The organism is Curtobacterium caseinilyticum (genome assembly GCF_030363035.1).
GTDB classification, from domain to species: domain Bacteria; phylum Actinomycetota; class Actinomycetes; order Actinomycetales; family Microbacteriaceae; genus Curtobacterium; species Curtobacterium caseinilyticum.
The window spans coordinates 14,879-34,297 of the sequence record NZ_JAUCMN010000001.1 but is presented as its reverse complement, the minus strand read 5'-3'; the positions used below and the strand labels follow the sequence as shown (position 1 = coordinate 34,297).

Here is a 19,419-nt window from a genome sequence, read left to right as displayed (position 1 = left end):
ACGTCCGCGTACCGTTGCCCGCGGGCACCGAGGTCCGATCCTAGCCTCGCCGTGCCGCAGCCGTCCCGCACCCTGGAGGTACCCCCGATGACCGCACCGGTCGACCCGTCCGAGAAGTTCGCCGCCTACGCCCACCCCGAGCGCCTGGTGTCGACCGAGTGGCTCCAGGAGCAGCTCGACGCCGGTGCCGGCTCCCCTGACCTGGTGGTCGTCGAGTCCGACGAGGACGTCCTGCTCTACGAGACGGGCCACGTCCCCGGCGCGGTGAAGATCGACTGGCACACCGACCTGAACGACCCCGTGCAGCGCGACTACATCGACGGCGAGGCCTTCGCCCGGCTCGTCGGCGGCAAGGGCATCGGTCGCGACACCACCGTCGTGATCTACGGCGACAAGAACAACTGGTGGGCCGCGTACGCCCTCTGGGTGTTCACGCTGTTCGGCCACGAGGACGTCCGGCTGCTCGACGGCGGCCGGGCGAAGTGGATCGCCGAGGACCGTGCGCTCACCACCGACCGCACCGAGGTGACCCCGGTCGAGTACCCCGTCGTCGAGCGTCGTGACGAGCAGGTCCGCGCCTTCAAGGACGACGTGCTCGAGCACCTCGGCAAGCCGCTCATCGACGTGCGCAGCGCACCCGAGTACTCCGGCGAGCGCACCACTGCGCCGGACTACCCGGAGGAGGGCGCCCTGCGTGCCGGGCACGTCCCGACCGCCGTGAACATCCCCTGGGCCACCGCGGCCGCCGCCGACGGCACGTTCAAGAGCCGGCAGGAACTGGACGCCGTGTACCGCGAGGGCGCCGGCATCGGCGACGCCGACGAGGTCATCGCCTACTGCCGCATCGGCGAGCGCTCGAGCCACACGTGGTTCGTGCTGCAGCACCTGCTCGGCTACGAGAACGTCCGCAACTACGACGGCTCGTGGACCGAGTGGGGCAGCGCCGTGCGCGTCCCGATCGCCACGGGCTCCGAGCCGGGTACCGTTCCCACCCGATGAGCACCGAACTCCCCCGGCCCCTCGCCGAGATCCGCGACGACTTCCTCGAGCTGTCCCAGCAGGACCGACTCCAGCTGCTCCTCGAGTTCTCCGACGAGCTCCCCGCGCTGCCCGAGCGGCTGCAGGGGCACGAGGACGAGCTCGAGCGCGTCGAGGAGTGCCAGTCCCCCGTGTTCATCACCGTCACCGTGGGTGCCGAGGGTGATGCGCCGGACGTGGTGCGGATGCACGCGACGGCGCCGCGCGAGGCACCGACCACCCGCGGCTTCGCGTCGATCCTGGCGCAGGGGCTGTCCGGGCTGACCGCACCCGAGGTCCTGGCGGTCCCGGTGGACTACCCGCTGACGCTCGGACTCACCGAGGCGGTCAGCCCGCTGCGGATCCGGGGCATGGTCGGCATGCTCGGTCGGGTGCAGCGGCAGGTGCAGGCGGCCGCTGCGGGCTGATGGCGGTCTCCTGACGGACGGGAGGCGCGGTGCCGGCGGGCACCGCGCCTCCCGTCCGTCACTCTGTCCGTACGCGATATTTCCCCTCCTGGTCATCCGCCCTCCTGCCGTGCCAAGATCGAGGAGTCATCGGGGGGAGACATCATGGCGAAGGTCCACGGCAACGATCCGACTGGGTACTCGTACGGCGACGCCGACGCACTGAAGACCGCGGCGCGCAACCTGGCGTCCGCGATCGACGGACAGACTGCGACGCGCGCCGCTGCGGTGACGAGCGCGGGCCGCGAGTTCCGCGGGTACTTCTCGCAGGTGTTCGCCGACAACGCCGGCATCGCCTCCCGCAGCGCGAGCAAGCTCTCGGACGCGCTGTCGTCCCTGGTCGGCTTCGTCGACGAGCTGCGCGAGGCGGCGAAGCAGGAGGACCGACGGCGGGCCGATGCCAAGGCGTGGGAGGCTCGGAAGCGCGAGCGCGAGGAGAACTTCTTCGTCGGTGCCGCGCACGAGGTGTCGACGTGGTTCGGCGCCGAGGACGACCCGAAGCCCCCGGAACCCGAGCCGGAGCCCCAGCTCCAGGCCGATGCGGTCTCGGTCCGCGGTCGGACGATCCCGGCGGGCGGTGGCGGCAGCGGGGGCACGTCGTCGGCGGTGCCGGCCGATCTCCGATCGTTCGCCTCGAGCACCCGTGGTGCCGACGACTCCCTGTCCGGCGCGGTGTCGTCGTTCCGCAACGCCTTGGCCGACTACGAGTCGGGGTGCAACACGTGCTGGGGCACGCTGCACGCACAGTCCCTCGTGACGGCGGTGCAGGACTGGCTCACGGACAACGGACACGACGCCTCGTGGGCGGACACGGTGGCCGCGCAGTTCGAGGCCGCCGGCGGTGGGTCCGGACCGGCGACGCTCTCGGACGCCTCGATCGCTGCGGCGCTGGCGTCGGCCGGGGTCGCGGTCGGACGCGACGACTTCACGATCGGCCCGTTCTCCGCCATGGGGACACCACCCACCAACGGGTTCGCCGACGATCCGGTGAACACCGCGACGGGCAACTTCCTCGAGCCGGAGGACGACCTGACCTTCGGCGGCGCTGCGGCGTCCCTGCGGTTCTCCCGGATGTACAACTCGCTCGACACCCGGGTCGGGGCGTTCGGAGTCGGTTGGTCGTCGGTGCTCGACGTCCGGTTGGAGCTCGGCGACGAGCTGGCCTCGGTCGTGCTCGAGGACGGGCGTCAGGTCGACTTCCCGCGCGACGGCGACGGTTGGGGTCGCGGTGTCGGTCAGGACCTCTGGCTCCGTCGCGAGGCCACCGCACTCGTCGTCACGGACAACACCGGTGTTCGCAGGACGTTCTCGCCCGCCGGTGTCTGGCTGCGCACCGGACGTGGCCCGGGGACCGGCGTGACGGTCCTCCGCGACGACGACGACCGGATCACCCGGCTCGAGCACGAACTCGGTCGTGCGGTCGACGTGGAGTACGACGGCGACCGAGTCGCTTCGGTCTCCACGTCCGACGGTCGGCGCGTGGAGTACCTCTACGACGACGCGCGCCGCCTCGTCGCGGTGCAGGACGCCGTCGGCACGCGAGGCTACCGCTGGAACGACGCAGGTCTCATCGACCAGGTGACCGCCGCGACCGGCGTCGTCGAGTGCATCAACACCTACGACGACCGGGGCCGTGTCGTCGAACAGCGCTCGCCGTTCGGACGGACCGTCCGGTTCTCCTACCTGCAGGGCAGGGTGACCTCCGTCTCGGACACGGACGGCAGCAACGCCAACACCTGGATCGCCGACCGCAACGGTCGAGTGGTCGGCATCGTCGATTCCGACGGCGCACGGCAGTCGATGTCCTACGACCGACACGGACACCTGGTCTCGGTCACCGAGCGGGACGGGTCGGTGACGGTGCACGGGTACGACGACCGGGGACGCCGCACGCGCACCGTGACCCCGGACGGCGCCGACGTGACGTACGCCCACGACGACCAGGACCGGACCACCACCGTGGTGACCGCCGACGGCGGGATCGTCGAGTACGAGTACCGCGGCGACGAACGCAACCCGTCCGTCGTCACCGACCCCGTCGGCGGACGGACAGTCCTCGAGTGGCGTGCCGGGCAGCTGGCGCGTTGCACGGACCCGACCGGCGTGGTCGTCACCTTCCACCACGACGAGCACGGCGACCTCGTCGCCATCGAGGATGCCGACGGGGGGACAGCGCGCTTCGTCCGCGACGCAGCGGGTCGCGTCGTCGAGGCGGCCACCCCGCTCGGCGCCCGAACGTCCTACCGCTACGACGCCGCAGGTCTGCTGACCGCTCGCGAAGCGCCCGACGGTGGTGTGTGGCGGTTCGAGCACGATGATGCCGGGCGCGTGATCGCCAGCACGGATCCGACGGGAGCCCGGACGGCGGTCGAGTACGGCGCGCACGGCGAGATCACCGCGACCACCGACCCGCTCGGGCGCCAGACCACCAAGCGGTTCGACGAGCTCGGCAACGTCTCCGCGGTCACCCTGCCCGACGGGGCGGAGTGGCGCTTCGTGCACGATGCACTCTCGCGGCTGCGCACCGTCGTCGATCCCGCGGGTGGTTCCTGGACGCGCGAGTACGACGCGATCGGCGCCGTCACCGCGACCCTGGACCCGACCGGTGTCCGCACCGCGGCCGACCGGGAGCGCGCCGACGGCACCACGATCGTGCGTTCCGCGTTCGAGGACGTCAGCGTCCGCACCGATGCGCTGGGTCGGCCGGTCAGCGTCCTGCAGAGCGACGGGTCCGCCATCGTGACCGTGCGCGACGCGGCTGGTCGGATCGTCGAGTCGCTGGACGGGGAGGGCGGGCTGACCCGCTTCGAGCGCGATCTCGCGGGTCGCGTCGTCGCCGTCACCACACCCGCTGGTCGGACGACGACGTACACCTACGACCGGTGCGGACGACCGGTGACCGCCACGGATCCGCTCGGCGGTCGGACGTCACTCCGCTACGACGCCGACGGACGGGTCGTCGAGCGGACGGATGCGAACGGCGACGTCGAGCGCACCGAGTACGACGCAGTCGGTCGGGTCACCTCCGTCGACGTGCCGGCCCTCGGGATGATCCGGTACCGCTACGACCGGGCGGGGCGCGTGGTCGAGGCACGTGACCCGCGGTTCGGTCGCCGCTCGTTCCGGTACGACGCTGCGGGGCAGCTGGTCGCGGCGACCAACGGCCTCGGCGGGGTGACGCGCTACGAGTACGACGGTCGCGGGCGGCTCGTCCGCACCACCGATCCGCTCGGAGCAGTCACGACGCGGACCTACACCGAGCTCGACAAGGTCGCCAGCTCGACGGACCCCCTCGGCCGGACGACGAGCGCGACGTACGACGCTGCCGGTCGCCAGGTCTCCCAGACGGAGCCCGATGGCACCGTGCTCCGGTGGGAGTACGACGCAGCCGGCCGAGAGGCTGCGCAGTACGTGGACGACGCGCTGGCCGCTCGCATCGAGCGCGACCCGCGCTCGCGGACCGTGACCATCTCCGACCACACCCGACCGGGCGCCACCAGTGCCCACCTGCTGGAGTACGACCGTCGGGGTCTCCTCGTCCGCCGTGTGACGGACGGTCGAGAGACGCGGTGGACGTACGACGCGGACGGCCTCCGGACGTCGGTGCATGCGCCGGACGGTTCCGTGACGCGCACCGAGCGTGATCCCGCGGGTCGGAAGGGCACCGTCGAGCACACCGCGTTCGGCGATGTCCACCACGAGTACGACGGCGCCGGTCGACCCACGGCGGTGCGCACGGCAGGGACGAGCGACTCCTGGTCCCACGATCACGGTTTCGTCGTCGGGCACACCCGCTCCGACGCGGACACGACATCGACGACACGGTTGACCCGCGATCGAGACGGTCGGCTCGTCCGGATCGAGCGACCGGGCACGACGACGGTCTACGAGCACGACGCAGCGATGCAGCTCGTCCGTGCCGCCACCGACGGTGTCGAGACCACGTGGTCCTACGACGCCGCCGGCCGACTCGTCGTCGAACGCACCGGGGGTGGCACCCGCACGTTCGAGTACGACGATGCGGGCCAGCTCGTCGCGGTGACCGGACCCGAAGGGCGGACCTCGCACGAGTACGATGCGCGCGGCCAGCGCGTGCGGAGCACCGCCCCGGACGGTACGGCGACCCGGTACTCGTGGGACGGGCGGGGGTGGCTCCGACTGATCGCCGCGAGCTCGTCGAGCACGTCGACCCACGTGGATGCACTCGGCGACCTCGTCGACGTCGACGGCGTCCGACTCGACTGGGACGCCGCTGCGGCCGTTCCCACCCTGCTGGCCGTCGACGACTCCCCCGTGCTCCGCACGCCGGTCGGACTGCTCGGTGGTCCGGAGGGTACTGGAGCAACGGGCTGGCGGACGGCCCGCAGCACGCCCGAGGCCGATCCGTGGCAGCTCCTCGCTGCGGCCTCCGGCGATCGCGAGGGCGCACTCTCGTTCGGCGCGGACGGGACGCCGGTGGTGGCCGGACTCGAGTGGATGGGGGCGCGCGCCTACGACCCCGCGACCCGCGCCTTCCTCTCGACCGACCCGATCACCGCTCCAGCGGGGGCGGCCTGGGGCGCGAACCCGTACTCGTTCGCTGGCAACGACCCGCTGCACGCGGTCGACCCACTCGGTCTCGCGCCGATCACGGATGCCGAGCTCGAGGCGTACGCCGCCGCCGAGCAGGGGCCACTCGCGCGGGCGGCAGCCGCGACCGGTGACTGGTTCGGGGACAACTGGGAGTACGTCGCCGGCGGGGCGATGGTCGTCGCGGGTGGCGCCCTCATGCTCACCGGGGTCGGCGGCCCGCTCGGCGGGATGCTCATCGGTGCCGGCGCGGACACCATCATCCAGAAGGCCACGACCGGCGAGGTCAACTGGGGACAGGTCGCCGTCAGCGGGGCGTTCGGGATGGTCGGCGGCGGCCTCGGCGCCGCGATCGGCAAGCACTTCGTCGGCAACGCCGTCGAGGGCGCGGTGGAGAACGTGGCGAACACCGTCGTCAGCGGTCAGCCACTCACACCGGGCAAGCTCCTCGGTTCCGCTGTCGAGGGCGCTGCGACGTCCGCTGCGACCGGCGGCACGATGTCGAAGGTGCACCTGCCGTCAGCGGTGAACAAGCTCGGCGACGAAATCCCGACGCCCTTCGACGGTCAGAAGATCTACCGTGTCTACGGTGGGAACGCAAAGTGGAGCGGTGCTTCTTGGTCGCCGACGCATCCAGGATCGGTGTCCGACTACCGTGACATCGCTGGCCTTCCATCCGGCCGTGCCGAATCCGGGTACAGCACGAATTCGGGTCGTTTCCTCATCGAGGGCACTCTGCTCGACCCCGACGCCGTCGTGTTGACCAGGGAAGCTCTTCCATTGGACGGCAATCGCGGCGGCTTGGACGAGTACATCATCCCGCACGGGATCGAGAATGGAGCAATTCGTGTCGACAATGTCAGCGGAGTCAACCCGGAGTTCTGAAGTGGGACCGACCTACTACCTCTCATCAATGGAAGACGACCGCTTCGATTCGGTGTTCCGGTGCGAGCTCGAGTCGAGAGTCGAACTCCCCAACGGCCATCATGCCCTCATCGTCAGTTGTGACCCGCCCGCACTCGGCCAGGACATCGGCTACCCCCAGGGAATCGCGCGGCTCCTTCTGTGGAGCCGTTTCGAGGGGGACGACCTGTGGACCTTCCCGACCTTCCCGCAGTTCGTACAGATCTGCCTCCCGGACGTTGTGATCCCTGAGACTCGAATGCCGACAAGCATCGCCTGGGGCGAACTCTATGCAAGCGAAGCGGACGCAAAGGTGCAGTCAATGACCAAGCGGCCGCACGCCCCGTCTCCCTGACGCAAGCTTGTGGATGCACGACCGGGTACGAGGAACCAAGCTCGCGTGTCGCCGATGTCCCCCGCACGGGCCAGGACAGCTTCGGGTTGATGAGGTGAGCCTGGTGAGAAGAACCAACGAGGAGGCACATGGTGTCGACACCCGTTCGTGACAGGCATGAGAACTGGCAAGCCACCGACGTAACGGGAGTCGCGGCGGGCCCATTGAACCGGAGTCACGACATGCAACAACTCTTCTTCCTCTCGTCCATGGACAGTGGGCAGTTCTCGTCCGTCTGCCGGTGCGAGGTGCTACGACCGATCGAGCTCCCGAACGGTCATCATGCGCTGATGGTCAGCTGCGATCCACCCGTGAACGGCCAAGAACTCGGTCACCCGCTCGGCATCGGCGAGCTGTTGCTGTGGAGTCGGTTCGAGGACGAGGACCTCTGGACATTCCCCACCTTCCCGCACTTCGTGCAGATCTGCCTGCCCGACGCCGATCTGCCTGCCGATGCCATGCCCGCGAGCATCGCCTGGGGCGAGATCTACGAGACCGAGGCGGACGCGCGCTCGCATGAGATGGACGCTCGCCCGTCTGAGCGTGCACGCCGGAATCCAGACTGCCCCACCAAGTGCGCACGATGAACGAACTGGCCGTCGAGGACGTCCCCCTGCTCCTCGTCGGAGAGACGGTCGACGCCATATGGGTCGACTACGCGCTCCGACTCCTGTTCTCGAACGGCGCCACCGTCATCCTGGAGTGCCCGTTCTTCCTCGGTCGGTCCCCCGACGCCGCGACGATGATCGACCCGGAGGGTGACAAATCGGGGCTGGTACCGGCTCTCCGCCTGCACACGCTCGAGGTGACTGCCGCGCACGCCACGGGATCGACGCTGACGATGACGTTCGCGGACGGCTCGCGTCTGACCGCCGGACCGCATCCGGAGTTCGAGTCGTGGCACTACATCGGACCGGAGACGTCGCCGACCAGGATCATCATCATGCCGGGCGGGGGCCCCGCCATCTGGCTCCACCACCCAGAGACCGAGCGCTGCTTCCTGTCCTTCCGGACCCGGTCATCGGACGAACACCTGCTCCCCGCCTTCCACGACGTCTTCACAGCGCTGACCGTCCCACCGCTCCGGTGGCTCGTCACCGATCTCGACATCGTCATGCGGTCCGGATCGACCGTCAACGTGCACGAGTGGGACCGTCGGCTCGGAGCAGCACCGCCACCTGGCCTGTGGTTCTCGCACGACGAGATGCTGACGCTCGTCCGCGACAACGACCAGCTGATCGACGGTGAGTTCTTCGGCGTCCCACTCGCCGCCGAGGCCGACCCCGCCCGGGCGGCCCTCCGCATCGACTTCTTCGACAGCGGCGAGGCCACCGTGGTCCTCGATCCCTCGGTCATCGGCGTCTCGGAAGCGTTCGAGCGGCTGTTCGGTCCGGAGGTCGCGGTGCCCTCGATCGGCAGTCGAGATGCTGACCTCGCGGCGTACCGCGTCCAGTCGCTCCTGCTCGCGTTCCTCGACACGCTCCCCGCGCCGGGAACGGCGGAACTCCGCAAGCAGGCAGAGGCGGTGCGGGCCGTCCACGAGACAGCTCCGCGGATCTGGGACGTCGTGCTCGCGGAGACACCCCGAGCCGACTTCACCGACGGACCCCTCCCGGGGTCACTGGCCTACCGCACCGACGAGTCGCCACTTGCGGGTGAGGTCCTCGTCTGGATGCTCGACGGCCGGATCGACTCCGTCGAGCTCCCGTGGTTCACGACGGAGATGCCGGCCACGCTCCCGACGCCGGACCAGCTCATCCGCCCCGCGGACGAGGGCAACGGAGGTCGGGGTGTTCGGTAGACGGAAGAACCCAGAGCGGTCGGCGCAACAGTTCCACCGAGCCGACAGCCGCGAGGAGATGTTCGCGCAGCTCTTCGCCGAGAGCCGCGCGGACTCCGAGGCGTCGTTCACGGTCGAGGTCATCGACCACGCGGAGCCAGGGCCAGCCCTCGACGAGCGCGCACAGCGTGTGATCGAGGCCGAGACCGTCCCGCGCCAGGTGGTCGTGTCCCCGTTCTTCGTCGACATCGCTGTCCGGGCGGTCGTCGGCGTGGTCGACTGGCACCCGGACTTCGAACACCTCCGCTACCGGGCGACACCGAGATCCGTCGACCTCTTCCCCGAGGCATGACGTGCCGACCTCCGGCACGAGCGTCCCACTGCTCCGTCTGACCCTCCCCAGACGCCTCGACGTGCCCGCCCGGGCCCACGAGGTCCTGGCAGCGGTCCCGGACGACGCCGATGTGCTCGCGTACGACGTTCCCGCCGCTGCGCTCGCCTGCGCGCTCCGCCGGAGCAGACGAGCGGGGCAGCCCGGCAACGATGCCCTCGTGGCGCCACTCGACGTGCTCGGGGACGACCCGGTCCTGGTCCGCCAGGTCGACCTCGGTGACGAGCTCGTCACGGTCCTGCTCCGGGCGACGGACGGAACGTTCCTGTCCGCCGCGGTCGTCGACCGTGCCGCAGGGATCGAGCACATCAGCGCCGGCGAGCTCTCGGCACTCCTCGAGTCCTCCGCGGCGCCCGGTGCGGGTCGGGCGCTCGAACTCGCTCGCTCCCTCGCACCCGACGAGCCTCTCCGGATCTTCGAGCAGGGCGCTCGGTCGACCGCGCGGACGTTCGCGATCAAGTACGGCCTGGCCGCCGAGCGGGGGTTCACGGTCCACGACCTCGAGTCCTTCGTCGCCGCAGTGTCCCGCTTCGGCGCGGGCGACCTCCCCTTCTGCGCCCTCGACGCTCCCGGGGCGGTGGTGACCGTCGCGTTCACGCCGGACCGCTCCGCGGTCCTCGCGACGACGATCGCGCGACGGACCGCGGACGGCTCCGACGAAGGTCGACCCTGACATGTGACGGACGGGAGGGACGGTGCCAGCTGGCACCGTGCCTCCCGTCCGACTGCCGGTCGCGTCTACCGCGCGCTGGTCGCGTCCGTCGGCTGCACCACCTCGGTGAGCCAGGCGAGGATCCGCGCGTCGAACCAGTCGGCGTCGTGGTTCCACAGCTTGGTGTGCCGAGCGGTCGTCTGCACCTCGAGCCGGACGATGTCCGGCCGGACCCGCGCCAGCTCGTGCGACGCCGACGACGGGACGAACCCGTCGTCGTCGCTGTGCAGGATGAGGATCGGCACCGACAGCTCGTCGGCCCGGGCGACCATGTCGAGCTCACGCAGGTCGACCGGGTGGTGCAGCCCTGCGACGTGGTGCAGCACGGGTGTGCGGAGGATGCGCTGGGCGACCTTCCGCACCGGGCGCGGGAGCTTCAGGACGCGGCTCTGCGACTTGAGCACCGCGTGCCAGTCGACCACCGGCGACTCGAGCACGATCCCGTCGACGAGCCCGGCGAAGCGCGACCGGACGAGGGTCTGCAGGACGACCGCGCCGCCCATCGACCATCCCATGAGCACGACGCTCCGGGCCTGCTGCGCGGTGAGCCAGCGGAGCACGCCGTCGACGTCCTCCCACTCGGTGCTGCCGAGGCCGTACCGTCCGTCCTCGCTGCGCGGGGCGACGCCGTCGTTCCGCCACGAGGCGAGGACGACCGAGTAGCCGGCGGCGCGGAAGACCGGGACGGCGCGGATCGTCTCGGCGCGGGTGACACCGCGACCGTGCACGAGCACGGCCCACGGTGCGTCGGGGTCGTCGGCGCGGACGACCCACGCCGGCGCGGGGCCGTTCGGGGTGGGGATGTCGACGTCCTCGACCGGGACGTCGAGCTCGCCGGGGGTGAGGTAGAACCAGCCGCCCCAGCGCCCGCGGCGGGCGGCGGTCGGGTCGCCGGCGTCGATCGCGATGATGCGCCGGGTGACGGTCGTCTCCGTCGTGCCGAGCACCTCGCCGATGCGCATGTGCCCGGTGCCGCCGCCGAACCACAGGCTGTAGCGGCCCTGCAGCTCGGTGTCGGCGGTCCGCTCGAGCGTGACGGTCATCCGACCGGGGTCGACGGCGTGGATCGGCACGCGCTCGACGCGCTTCCGGTCGGGCGTGACGACCGCACGGGCGACGGCGGCGACGAAGCCCCCGATCACCGCGGTGGCCACCGTGGCGGCGGCGAGGCCCGCGCCGAGGGCGACGAACCCGGCCGATCGTGCGGTCTCCTGGACGACGTCCTCGGCGGGTCGCGCGGATCGGGACATGGTCCGGAGCCTAGTCTGCAAGCGTGTCCGAACCCCGAGAGCCCGAGGCCTTCGAACGCCTGCGCGCCTTCGTCGCCTCGGGCCGGACCCGCACCGAGACGACGGTGACCGAGATCCCGTCGCCCTCTCGGATCGCCCCGCACTCGATCGCCCTCGCCGCCGACGTCTCCGGCGCCGTGCACGGCATCGACTCCGACCTCGGGACCGGCCGCTTCATCGCACTGTACGACCCCGAGGAGCCCGAGGGCTGGGGCGGCGCGTTCCGCGTCGTGACCTTCGCCCAGGCACCGCTCGAACCGGAGATCGGCGTCGACGAGTTCGTCGCCGACGTCACCTGGAGCTGGCTCGTCGACGCCCTCGCGGCGCACGGGGCGACCTACGACCGGGCGTCGGGCACGGCGACCAAGATCATCTCGCGCGGCTACGGCGACCTGGCGGCCCAGGGTGACGGCGCACAGCTCGAGCTCCGGGCGTCGTGGACGCCCCGCGACGAGGACCTGACCGCGCACGTCGAGGCCTGGGAGGAGATCGTCGCGATGCTCGCGGGGCTCCCGCCGGCATCCGACGGCGTGACCCTGCTGGCCCCGAGGAGGACCACGAAGTGACCGACCCCGCCAGCCCGGCCGACGCGACCAGCCCGGCCGACCCCGCGTTCGAGGACTCGCACGCCGCCGTCCGCGTGATCGAGGACCGCGACGAGTACCTGCAGGCGGTCGCCGCGATCGCCGCCGGACACGGGCCGGTCGCCGTCGACGCCGAACGCGCGAGCGGCTACCGGTACTCGCAGCGCGCCTACCTCATCCAGGTCTTCCGCCGCGGCGCCGGTGCGTTCCTGTTCGACCCGATCGCGATCGGTGACTTCGCGGAACTGCAGGGCGCGATCGTCGACGAGGAGTGGCTGTTCCACGCCGCTTCGCAGGACCTGCCCTGCCTGCAGGAGGTCGGTCTCGTCCCGACGCGCATCTTCGACACCGAGCTGGGCGCCCGTATCGCCGGCTTCCCCCGCGTCGGTCTGGGTGCCGTGGTCGAGCAGCTGCTCGGCATCACCCTCGCCAAGGCGCACTCCGCCGCCGACTGGTCGACGCGTCCGCTCCCCCAGGCCTGGCTCGTCTACGCCGCGCTCGACGTCGAGCTCCTGCCGGACCTGCGCGACGCCCTCGCCGCGGTGCTCGACGCCGCCGGCAAGTCCCGGATCGCCGCCGAGGAGTTCGCGGCGGTCCTCACCCGCGCGCCGAAGCCCCCGAAGTCCGAGCCGTGGCGCCGCCTGTCGGGCATGCACGCGCTCCGCGGCGCCCGGGCACTCGCGATCGCCCGGTCGCTCTGGACCGCCCGCGACGCCTACGCCCGCGAGGTCGACACCGCGCCGGGCCGGATCATCCCCGACTCGGCCATCGTCGCGGCCGCCGCGGCCAACCCGACCTCGAAGTCGGAGCTGAGCGCCGTGAAGGCCTTCACCGGCCGTGCGAGCCGGTCCGAGCTCGACCGCTGGTGGGCCGCCGTGCACGAGGGACGGACCACCGAGGACCTGCCGAAGCTCCGCGCCACCGGCGAGGCCACCCTCCCGCCGCCCCGCGCCTGGGCGGACCGCAACCCGGAGGCGGACCGCCGCTACAAGGCCGCCCGTGCCGCGGTCGTGGCGCGTGCCGAGGAACTCGACCTCCCCGTCGAGAACCTGCTCACCCCGGAGACCCTGCGGGTGGTGTCCTGGGAGCCGCCGACGCCGATCGCGACCGAGACCGTCGGGGCCGCCCTGGCCACGCACGACGCCCGCCCGTGGCAGGTCGAGGAGACGGCGTCGATCATCGCGCACGCCTTTGTCGACGCCGCACAGCAGCCTGCTGCCGAGAGCAACACCGGCTCGTAGGAACACCCCAACCGGCATGCGTCCGCCCAGCCTGCGGGCATAGCGTCGGTACCGTCGCCGGGCTCGGCCCGGCCGGTCGGGGCGGAACGTGCCCCGACTCGATCGAAGAGGATCTGGAGGCCCGGATTGGCCAAGGCAGCAGACGTCGTGTTCGTGGACGGTGTGCGCACACCGTTCGGACGAGCCGGTGAGAAGGGGGTGTTCTGGAAGACCCGCGCCGACGACCTCGCGGTCCACGCGATGCGCGGTCTGCTCGACCGGAACAGCCAGCTCGACGGCGCGGCGGTCGACGACGTCGCCGTGGCCGCCACCACCCAGCAGGGCGACCAGGGCCTGACCCTCGGCCGCACGGTCGGCATGCTCGCCGGGCTGCCGAAGTCGGTCCCCGGCTACGCGATCGACCGCATGTGCGCCGGTGCGATGACGAGCGTCACGACCCTCGCCGGCGCGATCGCCTTCGGCGCCGCGGACGTCGCCATCGCCGGTGGGGTCGAGCACATGGGTCGCCACCCGATGGGCTTCGGCGCCGACGTCAACCCGCGGTTCGTCGCGGAGCGCATGGTCGCGACCGACGCGCTGGTCATGGGCAGCACCGCCGAGCGGCTGCACGACCGCTTCCCCGCGATCACCAAGGACCGCACGGACGCCTTCGCCGTCCAGTCGCAGCAGCGTTACGCCGCCGCGTGGGCGGCCGGCAAGCTGCAGCCCGACGTCATCCCGGTCGAGGTCAACACCGGCACCGGCTGGGACATCGTCACGAAGGACGAACCCCCGCGACCGGGCACCACCCTGGAGGCACTGGCCGCGTTGAAGACGCCGTTCCGGCCCCACGGACGGGTCACCGCCGGCAACGCGGCCGGCCTCAACGACGGCGCCACCATGAGTCTCATCGCCTCCGAGGACGGCGCGAAGCAGCACGGTCTGCCGACGAAGATGCGCATGGTCTCGTTCGCCTTCGCCGGCGTCGAGCCCGAGGTGATGGGCGTCGGCCCCGTCCCGGCGACGGACAAGGCGCTCCGCAAGGCCGGCCTGTCCATCGACGACATCGGGCTGTTCGAGATCAACGAGGCGTTCGCCGTGCAGGTGCTCGCGTTCCTCGACAACTACGGCATCGCCCAGGACTCCCCGAACGTCAACGCGTGGGGTGGCGCGATCGCCGTCGGGCACCCGCTCGCCTCGAGCGGCGTCCGCCTGATGAACCAGCTCGCGGCCCAGTTCGCCGAGCGGCCGGACGTCCGGTACGGCATCACGACGATGTGCATCGGCCTCGGCCAGGGCGGCACCGTCATCTGGGAGAACCCGAACTTCAGCAAGATCGCGGCACGGAAGGCGGCCTGACGATGACCACCACCCCGATCGACCAGCTGACCGAGCTCAGCGCCGACGAGGTCGTCACGCACTCGTACGTCAAGCACGTCGCGCTGCCCTCCGGCGGCACGCTCGCGCTCGTCACGCTCGACAACGGCAAGGACTACAAGCGCCCGTCGACGCTCGGCCCACGCACCATGCGCGAGCTGTCCGACGTGCTCGACACCCTGCGCGCAGCGGCGTCCGCCGGGAGCATCCAGGCGGTGGCGATCACCGGCAAGGAGTACTGCTTCGCCGCCGGTGCCGACCTGTCGCAGGCGGCGGCGCTGCCGTCGCGCGAGGTCGCGCACGAACTCGGGGCGCTCGGGCACGCCACGCTCCGCAAGCTCTCCGACCTCGGTGTCCCGTCGTTCGCGTTCGTGAACGGCATCGCGCTCGGCGGCGGGCTCGAGGTCGCCCTGCACTGCACCTACCGCGTGTTCTCGTCCGCTGCACAGGGCATCGGGCTGCCGGAGGTCTTCCTCGGCATCATCCCCGGCTGGGGTGGCGCCACGCTGCTCCCCCGCCTGATCGGCCCCGAGCGAGCGCTCCGCGTGATCGTGGAGAACCCGCTCAAGAACAACCGGCTGATGGACGGCAGGGCGGCGGTCGAGCTCGGCATCGGCGACGCCCTGATCCCCTCCGTCACGTTCCTGCCGTCCGCCGTCGCCTGGGCCGACGGCGTCGTCACCGGCCGGACCAAGGTCGTCCGGAAGAACGAACCGGGCATGCTCGAGAAGGCCGCCTGGGGCACCGTCGTCAAGGTGGCCCGCGGCCAGGTCGCGTCGAAGATCGGGACCGTCCCGAAGTCGCCGTTCCGGGCACTCGACCTCGTCGCAGCGGCGAAGTCGGGTTCGCTCGACGAGCGTTTCGCCGGCGAGGACGATGCGCTGGCCGACCTGCTCGCCGGTGACCAGTTCGCCGCGTCGATGTACGCGTTCGACCTGGTGCAGAAGCGCGCGAAGAAGCCGGTCGGTGCCCCCGAGGGCGTCGAGGCGAAGAAGATCACGAAGGTCGGCGTCCTCGGCGCCGGCCTGATGGCGTCGCAGTTCGCGCTGCTGTTCGCCCGCCGTCTCGGGGTTCCCGTCGTCATCACCGACGTCGACCAGGCCCGGGTGGATGCCGGCGTCGAGCGCATCCGCGGCGAGGTCGGCAAGATGCTCGACAAGGGGCGGATCTCCCCTGATGACGCCAACCGCATCACGGCCCTCGTCAGCGGTTCGGTGTCGTACGACGCGTTCGCCGACGCCGACTGGGTGATCGAGGCCGTGTTCGAGGAGATGAGCGTCAAGCAGGACGTCTTCCGCAAGATCGAGCAGGTCATCGCTCCCGACGCGATCCTGGCCACGAACACCTCGTCGCTGTCGGTCGACGAGATGGCGTCCGTGCTCGAACACCCGCAGCGCCTCGTCGGGTTCCACTTCTTCAACCCCGTCGCCGTGATGCCCCTGCTCGAGGTCGTGCGGGCGGACAAGACCTCGGACGAGGCCCTCGTCACCGCACTCGCCGTCGCGAAGACCCTGAAGAAGACCGCGATCATCACCGCCGACCAGCCGGGCTTCGTCGTCAACCGGGTGCTCGCCCGGGTGCTCGGCGAGGCGATGCGCGGCGTCGAGCAGGGCACCCCGTTCGAGACCGTCGCCGAGGGTGCGGCGCCGCTCGGGCTGCCGATGTCGCCGTTCGAGCTGCTCGAGCTCGTCGGCCTGCCGGTCGGCGCGCACGTGCTCGACTCGCACCACGCGGCGTGGCCGGAGCGCTTCTACCCGGGCGACGGGCTGGAGCGGATCGCGGAGCACGGCACGATCCTGACGCGCGACAAGAAGGGCAACGTCACCGGGCACGACCCCGCCGCCGTGAAGCTCGTCGCGCCGTCCAAGAAGGACGCACAGCCGGTGGACGCGGCCACGATGCAGCAGCGGTTCGAGGACGCCCTGGCGGACGAGGTCCACCGCATGCTCGAGGACCACGTCGTCGAGCACGTCGAGGAGATCGACCTCGGACTGATCCTCGGCGCGGGCTACCCGTTCCAGGCCGGCGGCATCAGCCCGTACCTCGACCGCTCCGGAGCGTCGGAGCGGGTCTTCGGCGGCACGTTCCACGACCCGGCGATCGTCGGCCCCGCCTCGCGCTAGCCGTCACCAGCGTCGAACCACGGGACCGACGTCGAACCAGGCAGGCGCCGTGGTTCGATGTCGGTCCCGTGTTCCGCACGGTTCCCGACCGGCTCCTACCGGTAGACCTCACGACGATGGGCGGCTCGGACGACGGTCACGAGCAGGGCATCGTCCTCGATCTCGTAGATGACCCGGTAGTCCCCCGCGCGGACCCGCCACGCGAGATCGGCGCCGGCGAGCTTGCGGGCGCCAGGCGGTCGGGGCTCGTCGGCCAGGCAGGCAACGGCGTCGAGCAAGCGCGATCGGACGTTCTTCGGGAGCTTCCGGATCGCTCTCGCTGCAGCATAGGTGAACTCGACGCGGCACCTGCTCACGCCTCCCCACGGAGGTCGTCGAGTGACACCCGCTGGCCGTCGTCCGATGCCTTCGCCGAACGGTAGGCGGCTAGGTCGGCGGCGTCCTCGAGCTGTTCGAGGAGCTCCAGGTCATCGAGGCCGATCACGACCCCGGCAACCTTGCCGTTCCGGGTGACCGCGATGCGCTCGTGCCCGAACGTCGCGCGCCCCATGACGGCAGCGAGGTCCGCGCGGAACTCGCGAGTCGAAACCGATTCGGAGATGGAGTTCATGTGTACACACTAACGAGTGCGTACTGGACCAGCAAGGTCTAACGGTCCGCCGACTCCCGCGTCCGAGCCGGCTTCGCCTGGGGCAGCTTCGTCCCGACCACCTGGTCGATGACGTCGCGCGCGATCGCCTGGGCCGTGAGTCCCACGTCGGCGAGGATCTGCGACCGGGACGCGTGGGCGATGAACTCGTCCGGCAGACCGAGCTCGTTCACCCCGGTGTCGACGCCGGCGGCACGCAGGTCCTGCCGCAGCCGGGTCCCGACCCCGCCCACACGAACGCCGTCCTCGATCGTGATCACCAGCCGGTGCTCGCGGGACAGGTCGATGAGCGAGGACGGGATCGGCACGACCCACCGCGGGTCCACCACGGTGACGCCGATGCCCTGCGCCTCGAGCAGCGACGCCGCCTCGAGCGCGACCGGCACCATCGATCCGACCGCCACGACCAACACGTCCTGCTCTTGGTCCGACGACGGAGAACGGAGCACATCGACTCCGTCGGACAGCCGTCGCTCCGCCGGGATGTCCGGTCCGACGGACCCCTTCGACCAGCGCAGGACGGTCGGAGCGTCGTCGACGGCCACGGCCTCGCGGAACTCCTCGCGGAGCGTCGCGGCGTCACGCGGCGCGGCGATCCGGATCCCGGGCACGACCTGCAGCAGCGCGAGGTCCCACATGCCGTGGTGCGACGGGCCGTCCGGCCCGGTGATGCCCGCGCGGTCGAGGACGAACGTGACACCCGCCCGGTGCAGCGCGACGTCCATGAGCACCTGGTCGAACGCCCGGTTCAGGAACGTGGCGTACAGAGCCACGACCGGGTGCAGCCCGCCGTAGGCGAGGCCCGCAGCCGTCGTCACCGCGTGCTGCTCGGCGATCCCGACGTCGATGACCCGGTCCGGGTGCTGCTCCTGGAACAGGTGGAGGCCGGTGGGTCGGAGCATGGCGGCCGTGATCGCGACGATCCGCTCGTCGGTGGCACCGACCGACGCCAACGTCGACGCGAACACCGAGGTCCACGAGGGCCCCGCCGACACGTCGAGCGACTCCCCCGTCTCGGGATCGATGTGCCCCACGGCGTGGAACTGGTCCGCCTGGTCACGGAGCGCCGGCTCGAAGCCGTGGCCCTTCTCCGTGATCGCGTGCACGATCGTCGGAGCGCCGTAGGCCTTCGCCTGCCGGAGCGCCGCCTCCATGGCCCGCTGGTCGTGCCCGTTCACCGGCCCGATGTACTTGATGTCGAGGTTCGAGTACAGCGCCTCGTTGTTCGTGAACCGCGACAGGAACCCGTGCAGCCCACCGCGGACGCCTCGGTAGAACGCTCGCCCCGGCGCACCGAACCGCGAGGCGACGGCCTGCGACTTCTCGAACAGCGCGCGGTACTCGCGGCGGGTGCGGACGGAGCTGAGGAAGCGCGCCATGCCCCCGATCGTCGGCGCGTAGGACCGACCGTTGTCGTTGACGACGATCACGAGCCGGCGGTCGTTGCTGTCCGAGATGTTGTTGAGCGCCTCCCAGGTCATCCCGCCCGTGAGCGCGCCGTCCCCGACGACGGCCACGACGGTGCGGTCGTCCTGCCCGGTCTGCCGGAAGGCACGGGAGATCCCGTCCGCCCAGGACAGCGACGAGGACGCGTGCGAGGACTCGACGATGTCGTGCTCCGACTCGCTCCGCTGCGGGTAGCCGGCCAGACCCCCGCGCTCGCGCAACCCCGAGAAGTCCTGCCGCCCGGTGACGAGCTTGTGCACGTACGACTGGTGCCCCGTGTCGAACACGAACGGGTCGTGCGGTGAGTCGAACACCCGGTGCATCGCGAGCGTCAGCTCCACGACGCCGAGGTTCGGCCCCAGGTGCCCACCGGTCTTCGCGACCTCGGCGACCAGGAACCGGCGGATCTCGGCGGCCAGGTCCGTCATCTGCGCGTCCGACAGACGCTTGAGGTCGCGCGGCGAGGAGATGCTGCTCAGCAGGCTCACGGGCGCTCCT

The 19,419-nt window shown here is 71.1% G+C and carries 16 protein-coding genes; 12 read left to right on the top strand and 4 right to left on the bottom strand.

What is annotated here, in order from left to right:
* Positions 1-87 precede the first annotated feature (87 nt).
* From QUG93_RS00135 to QUG93_RS00100, 8 genes are all read left to right on the top strand, one after another.
* A complete protein-coding gene (locus QUG93_RS00135; RefSeq protein WP_289471612.1) occupies positions 88-999 on the top strand; it encodes a sulfurtransferase in 912 nt (303 codons plus the stop codon).
* Positions 996-1,445: a SufE family protein gene (locus QUG93_RS00130; protein WP_289471611.1), complete on the top strand. Its 450-nt coding sequence runs from the start codon at positions 996-998 to the stop codon at positions 1,443-1,445. The genes QUG93_RS00135 and QUG93_RS00130 overlap by 4 nt, the downstream gene beginning before the upstream one ends.
* A 144-nt stretch (positions 1,446-1,589) precedes the next feature.
* Entirely contained in the window at positions 1,590-6,938 is a 5,349-nt protein-coding gene (locus QUG93_RS00125) for a DUF6531 domain-containing protein (RefSeq protein WP_289471610.1), read from the top strand.
* A 28-nt stretch (positions 6,939-6,966) separates the two neighbouring features.
* Positions 6,967-7,311 carry a hypothetical protein gene (locus QUG93_RS00120; protein ID WP_289471609.1) on the top strand — a complete coding sequence of 115 codons (345 nt, stop codon included), beginning with the start codon at positions 6,967-6,969 and terminating at the stop codon, positions 7,309-7,311.
* A gap of 221 nt (positions 7,312-7,532) precedes the next feature.
* A complete protein-coding gene (locus QUG93_RS00115) occupies positions 7,533-7,937 on the top strand; it encodes a hypothetical protein (protein ID WP_289471608.1) in 405 nt (134 codons plus the stop codon).
* Positions 7,934-9,151, top strand: a complete 1,218-nt coding sequence (locus QUG93_RS00110) for a DUF6188 family protein (protein ID WP_289471607.1) — start codon at positions 7,934-7,936, stop codon at positions 9,149-9,151. The genes QUG93_RS00115 and QUG93_RS00110 overlap by 4 nt, the downstream gene beginning before the upstream one ends.
* Positions 9,141-9,482 (top strand): hypothetical protein, encoded by a 342-nt coding sequence (locus tag QUG93_RS00105; protein ID WP_289471606.1) that lies wholly within the window; start codon positions 9,141-9,143, stop codon positions 9,480-9,482. Before QUG93_RS00110 ends, QUG93_RS00105 begins: the two co-directional genes overlap by 11 nt.
* Position 9,483: 1 nt before the next feature.
* Positions 9,484-10,194: a hypothetical protein gene (locus QUG93_RS00100; protein WP_289471605.1), complete on the top strand. Its 711-nt coding sequence runs from the start codon at positions 9,484-9,486 to the stop codon at positions 10,192-10,194.
* 65 nt (positions 10,195-10,259) lie between these two features.
* Here QUG93_RS00100 and QUG93_RS00095 read toward each other — a convergent pair whose 3' ends face one another.
* A complete protein-coding gene (locus QUG93_RS00095; protein WP_289471604.1) occupies positions 10,260-11,483 on the bottom strand; it encodes an alpha/beta fold hydrolase in 1,224 nt (407 codons plus the stop codon).
* Positions 11,484-11,506: 23 nt separating this feature from the next.
* Here QUG93_RS00095 and QUG93_RS00090 point away from each other — a divergent pair, with 23 nt between their 5' ends.
* From QUG93_RS00090 to QUG93_RS00075, 4 genes are all read left to right on the top strand, one after another.
* Complete coding sequence (locus QUG93_RS00090) at positions 11,507-12,088, top strand: DUF3000 domain-containing protein (RefSeq protein WP_289471603.1); 582 nt, start codon at positions 11,507-11,509, stop codon at positions 12,086-12,088.
* A 74-nt stretch (positions 12,089-12,162) separates the two neighbouring features.
* Entirely contained in the window at positions 12,163-13,347 is a 1,185-nt protein-coding gene (locus tag QUG93_RS00085) for an HRDC domain-containing protein (RefSeq protein WP_289472033.1), read from the top strand.
* A 126-nt stretch (positions 13,348-13,473) separates the two neighbouring features.
* On the top strand, positions 13,474-14,685 hold the full coding sequence (locus QUG93_RS00080; RefSeq protein ID WP_289471602.1) for a thiolase family protein: 1,212 nt from the start codon (positions 13,474-13,476) through the stop codon (positions 14,683-14,685).
* A gap of 2 nt (positions 14,686-14,687) precedes the next feature.
* On the top strand, positions 14,688-16,826 hold the full coding sequence (locus QUG93_RS00075; protein ID WP_289471601.1) for a 3-hydroxyacyl-CoA dehydrogenase NAD-binding domain-containing protein: 2,139 nt from the start codon (positions 14,688-14,690) through the stop codon (positions 16,824-16,826).
* 95 nt (positions 16,827-16,921) lie between these two features.
* Here the strand turns inward: QUG93_RS00075 and QUG93_RS00070 are convergent, their stop codons facing one another.
* Genes QUG93_RS00070 through dxs form a run of 3 tightly spaced genes read right to left on the bottom strand, consistent with a single transcriptional unit; the run spans position 16,922 to position 19,409 of the window.
* Complete coding sequence (locus QUG93_RS00070) at positions 16,922-17,182, bottom strand: type II toxin-antitoxin system RelE family toxin (RefSeq protein ID WP_289471600.1); 261 nt, start codon at positions 17,180-17,182, stop codon at positions 16,922-16,924.
* Complete coding sequence (locus tag QUG93_RS00065; RefSeq protein ID WP_289471599.1) at positions 17,179-17,436, bottom strand: type II toxin-antitoxin system prevent-host-death family antitoxin; 258 nt, start codon at positions 17,434-17,436, stop codon at positions 17,179-17,181. The genes QUG93_RS00070 and QUG93_RS00065 overlap by 4 nt, the downstream gene beginning before the upstream one ends.
* 38 nt (positions 17,437-17,474) lie before the next feature.
* Positions 17,475-19,409, bottom strand: coding sequence for a 1-deoxy-D-xylulose-5-phosphate synthase (gene dxs, locus QUG93_RS00060; RefSeq protein ID WP_289471598.1), 1,935 nt, complete (start codon positions 19,407-19,409; stop codon positions 17,475-17,477).
* Between the last annotated feature and the right edge of the window lie 10 nt (positions 19,410-19,419).

Bases quoted from the DNA above. Each gene is read 5' to 3' on its own strand.
- QUG93_RS00135 (WP_289471612.1), top strand. From the start codon at position 88: ATGACCGCACCGGTCGACCCGTCCGAGAAGTTCGCCGCCTACGCCCAC.
- QUG93_RS00130 (WP_289471611.1), top strand. From the start codon at position 996: ATGAGCACCGAACTCCCCCGGCCCCTCGCCGAGATCCGCGACGACTTC.
- QUG93_RS00125 (WP_289471610.1), top strand. From the start codon at position 1,590: ATGGCGAAGGTCCACGGCAACGATCCGACTGGGTACTCGTACGGCGAC.
- QUG93_RS00120 (WP_289471609.1), top strand. From the start codon at position 6,967: ATGGAAGACGACCGCTTCGATTCGGTGTTCCGGTGCGAGCTCGAGTCG.
- QUG93_RS00115 (WP_289471608.1), top strand. From the start codon at position 7,533: ATGCAACAACTCTTCTTCCTCTCGTCCATGGACAGTGGGCAGTTCTCG.
- QUG93_RS00110 (WP_289471607.1), top strand. From the start codon at position 7,934: ATGAACGAACTGGCCGTCGAGGACGTCCCCCTGCTCCTCGTCGGAGAG.
- QUG93_RS00095 (WP_289471604.1), bottom strand. From the start codon at position 11,483: ATGTCCCGATCCGCGCGACCCGCCGAGGACGTCGTCCAGGAGACCGCA.
- QUG93_RS00075 (WP_289471601.1), top strand. From the start codon at position 14,688: ATGACCACCACCCCGATCGACCAGCTGACCGAGCTCAGCGCCGACGAG.
- QUG93_RS00065 (WP_289471599.1), bottom strand. From the start codon at position 17,436: ATGAACTCCATCTCCGAATCGGTTTCGACTCGCGAGTTCCGCGCGGAC.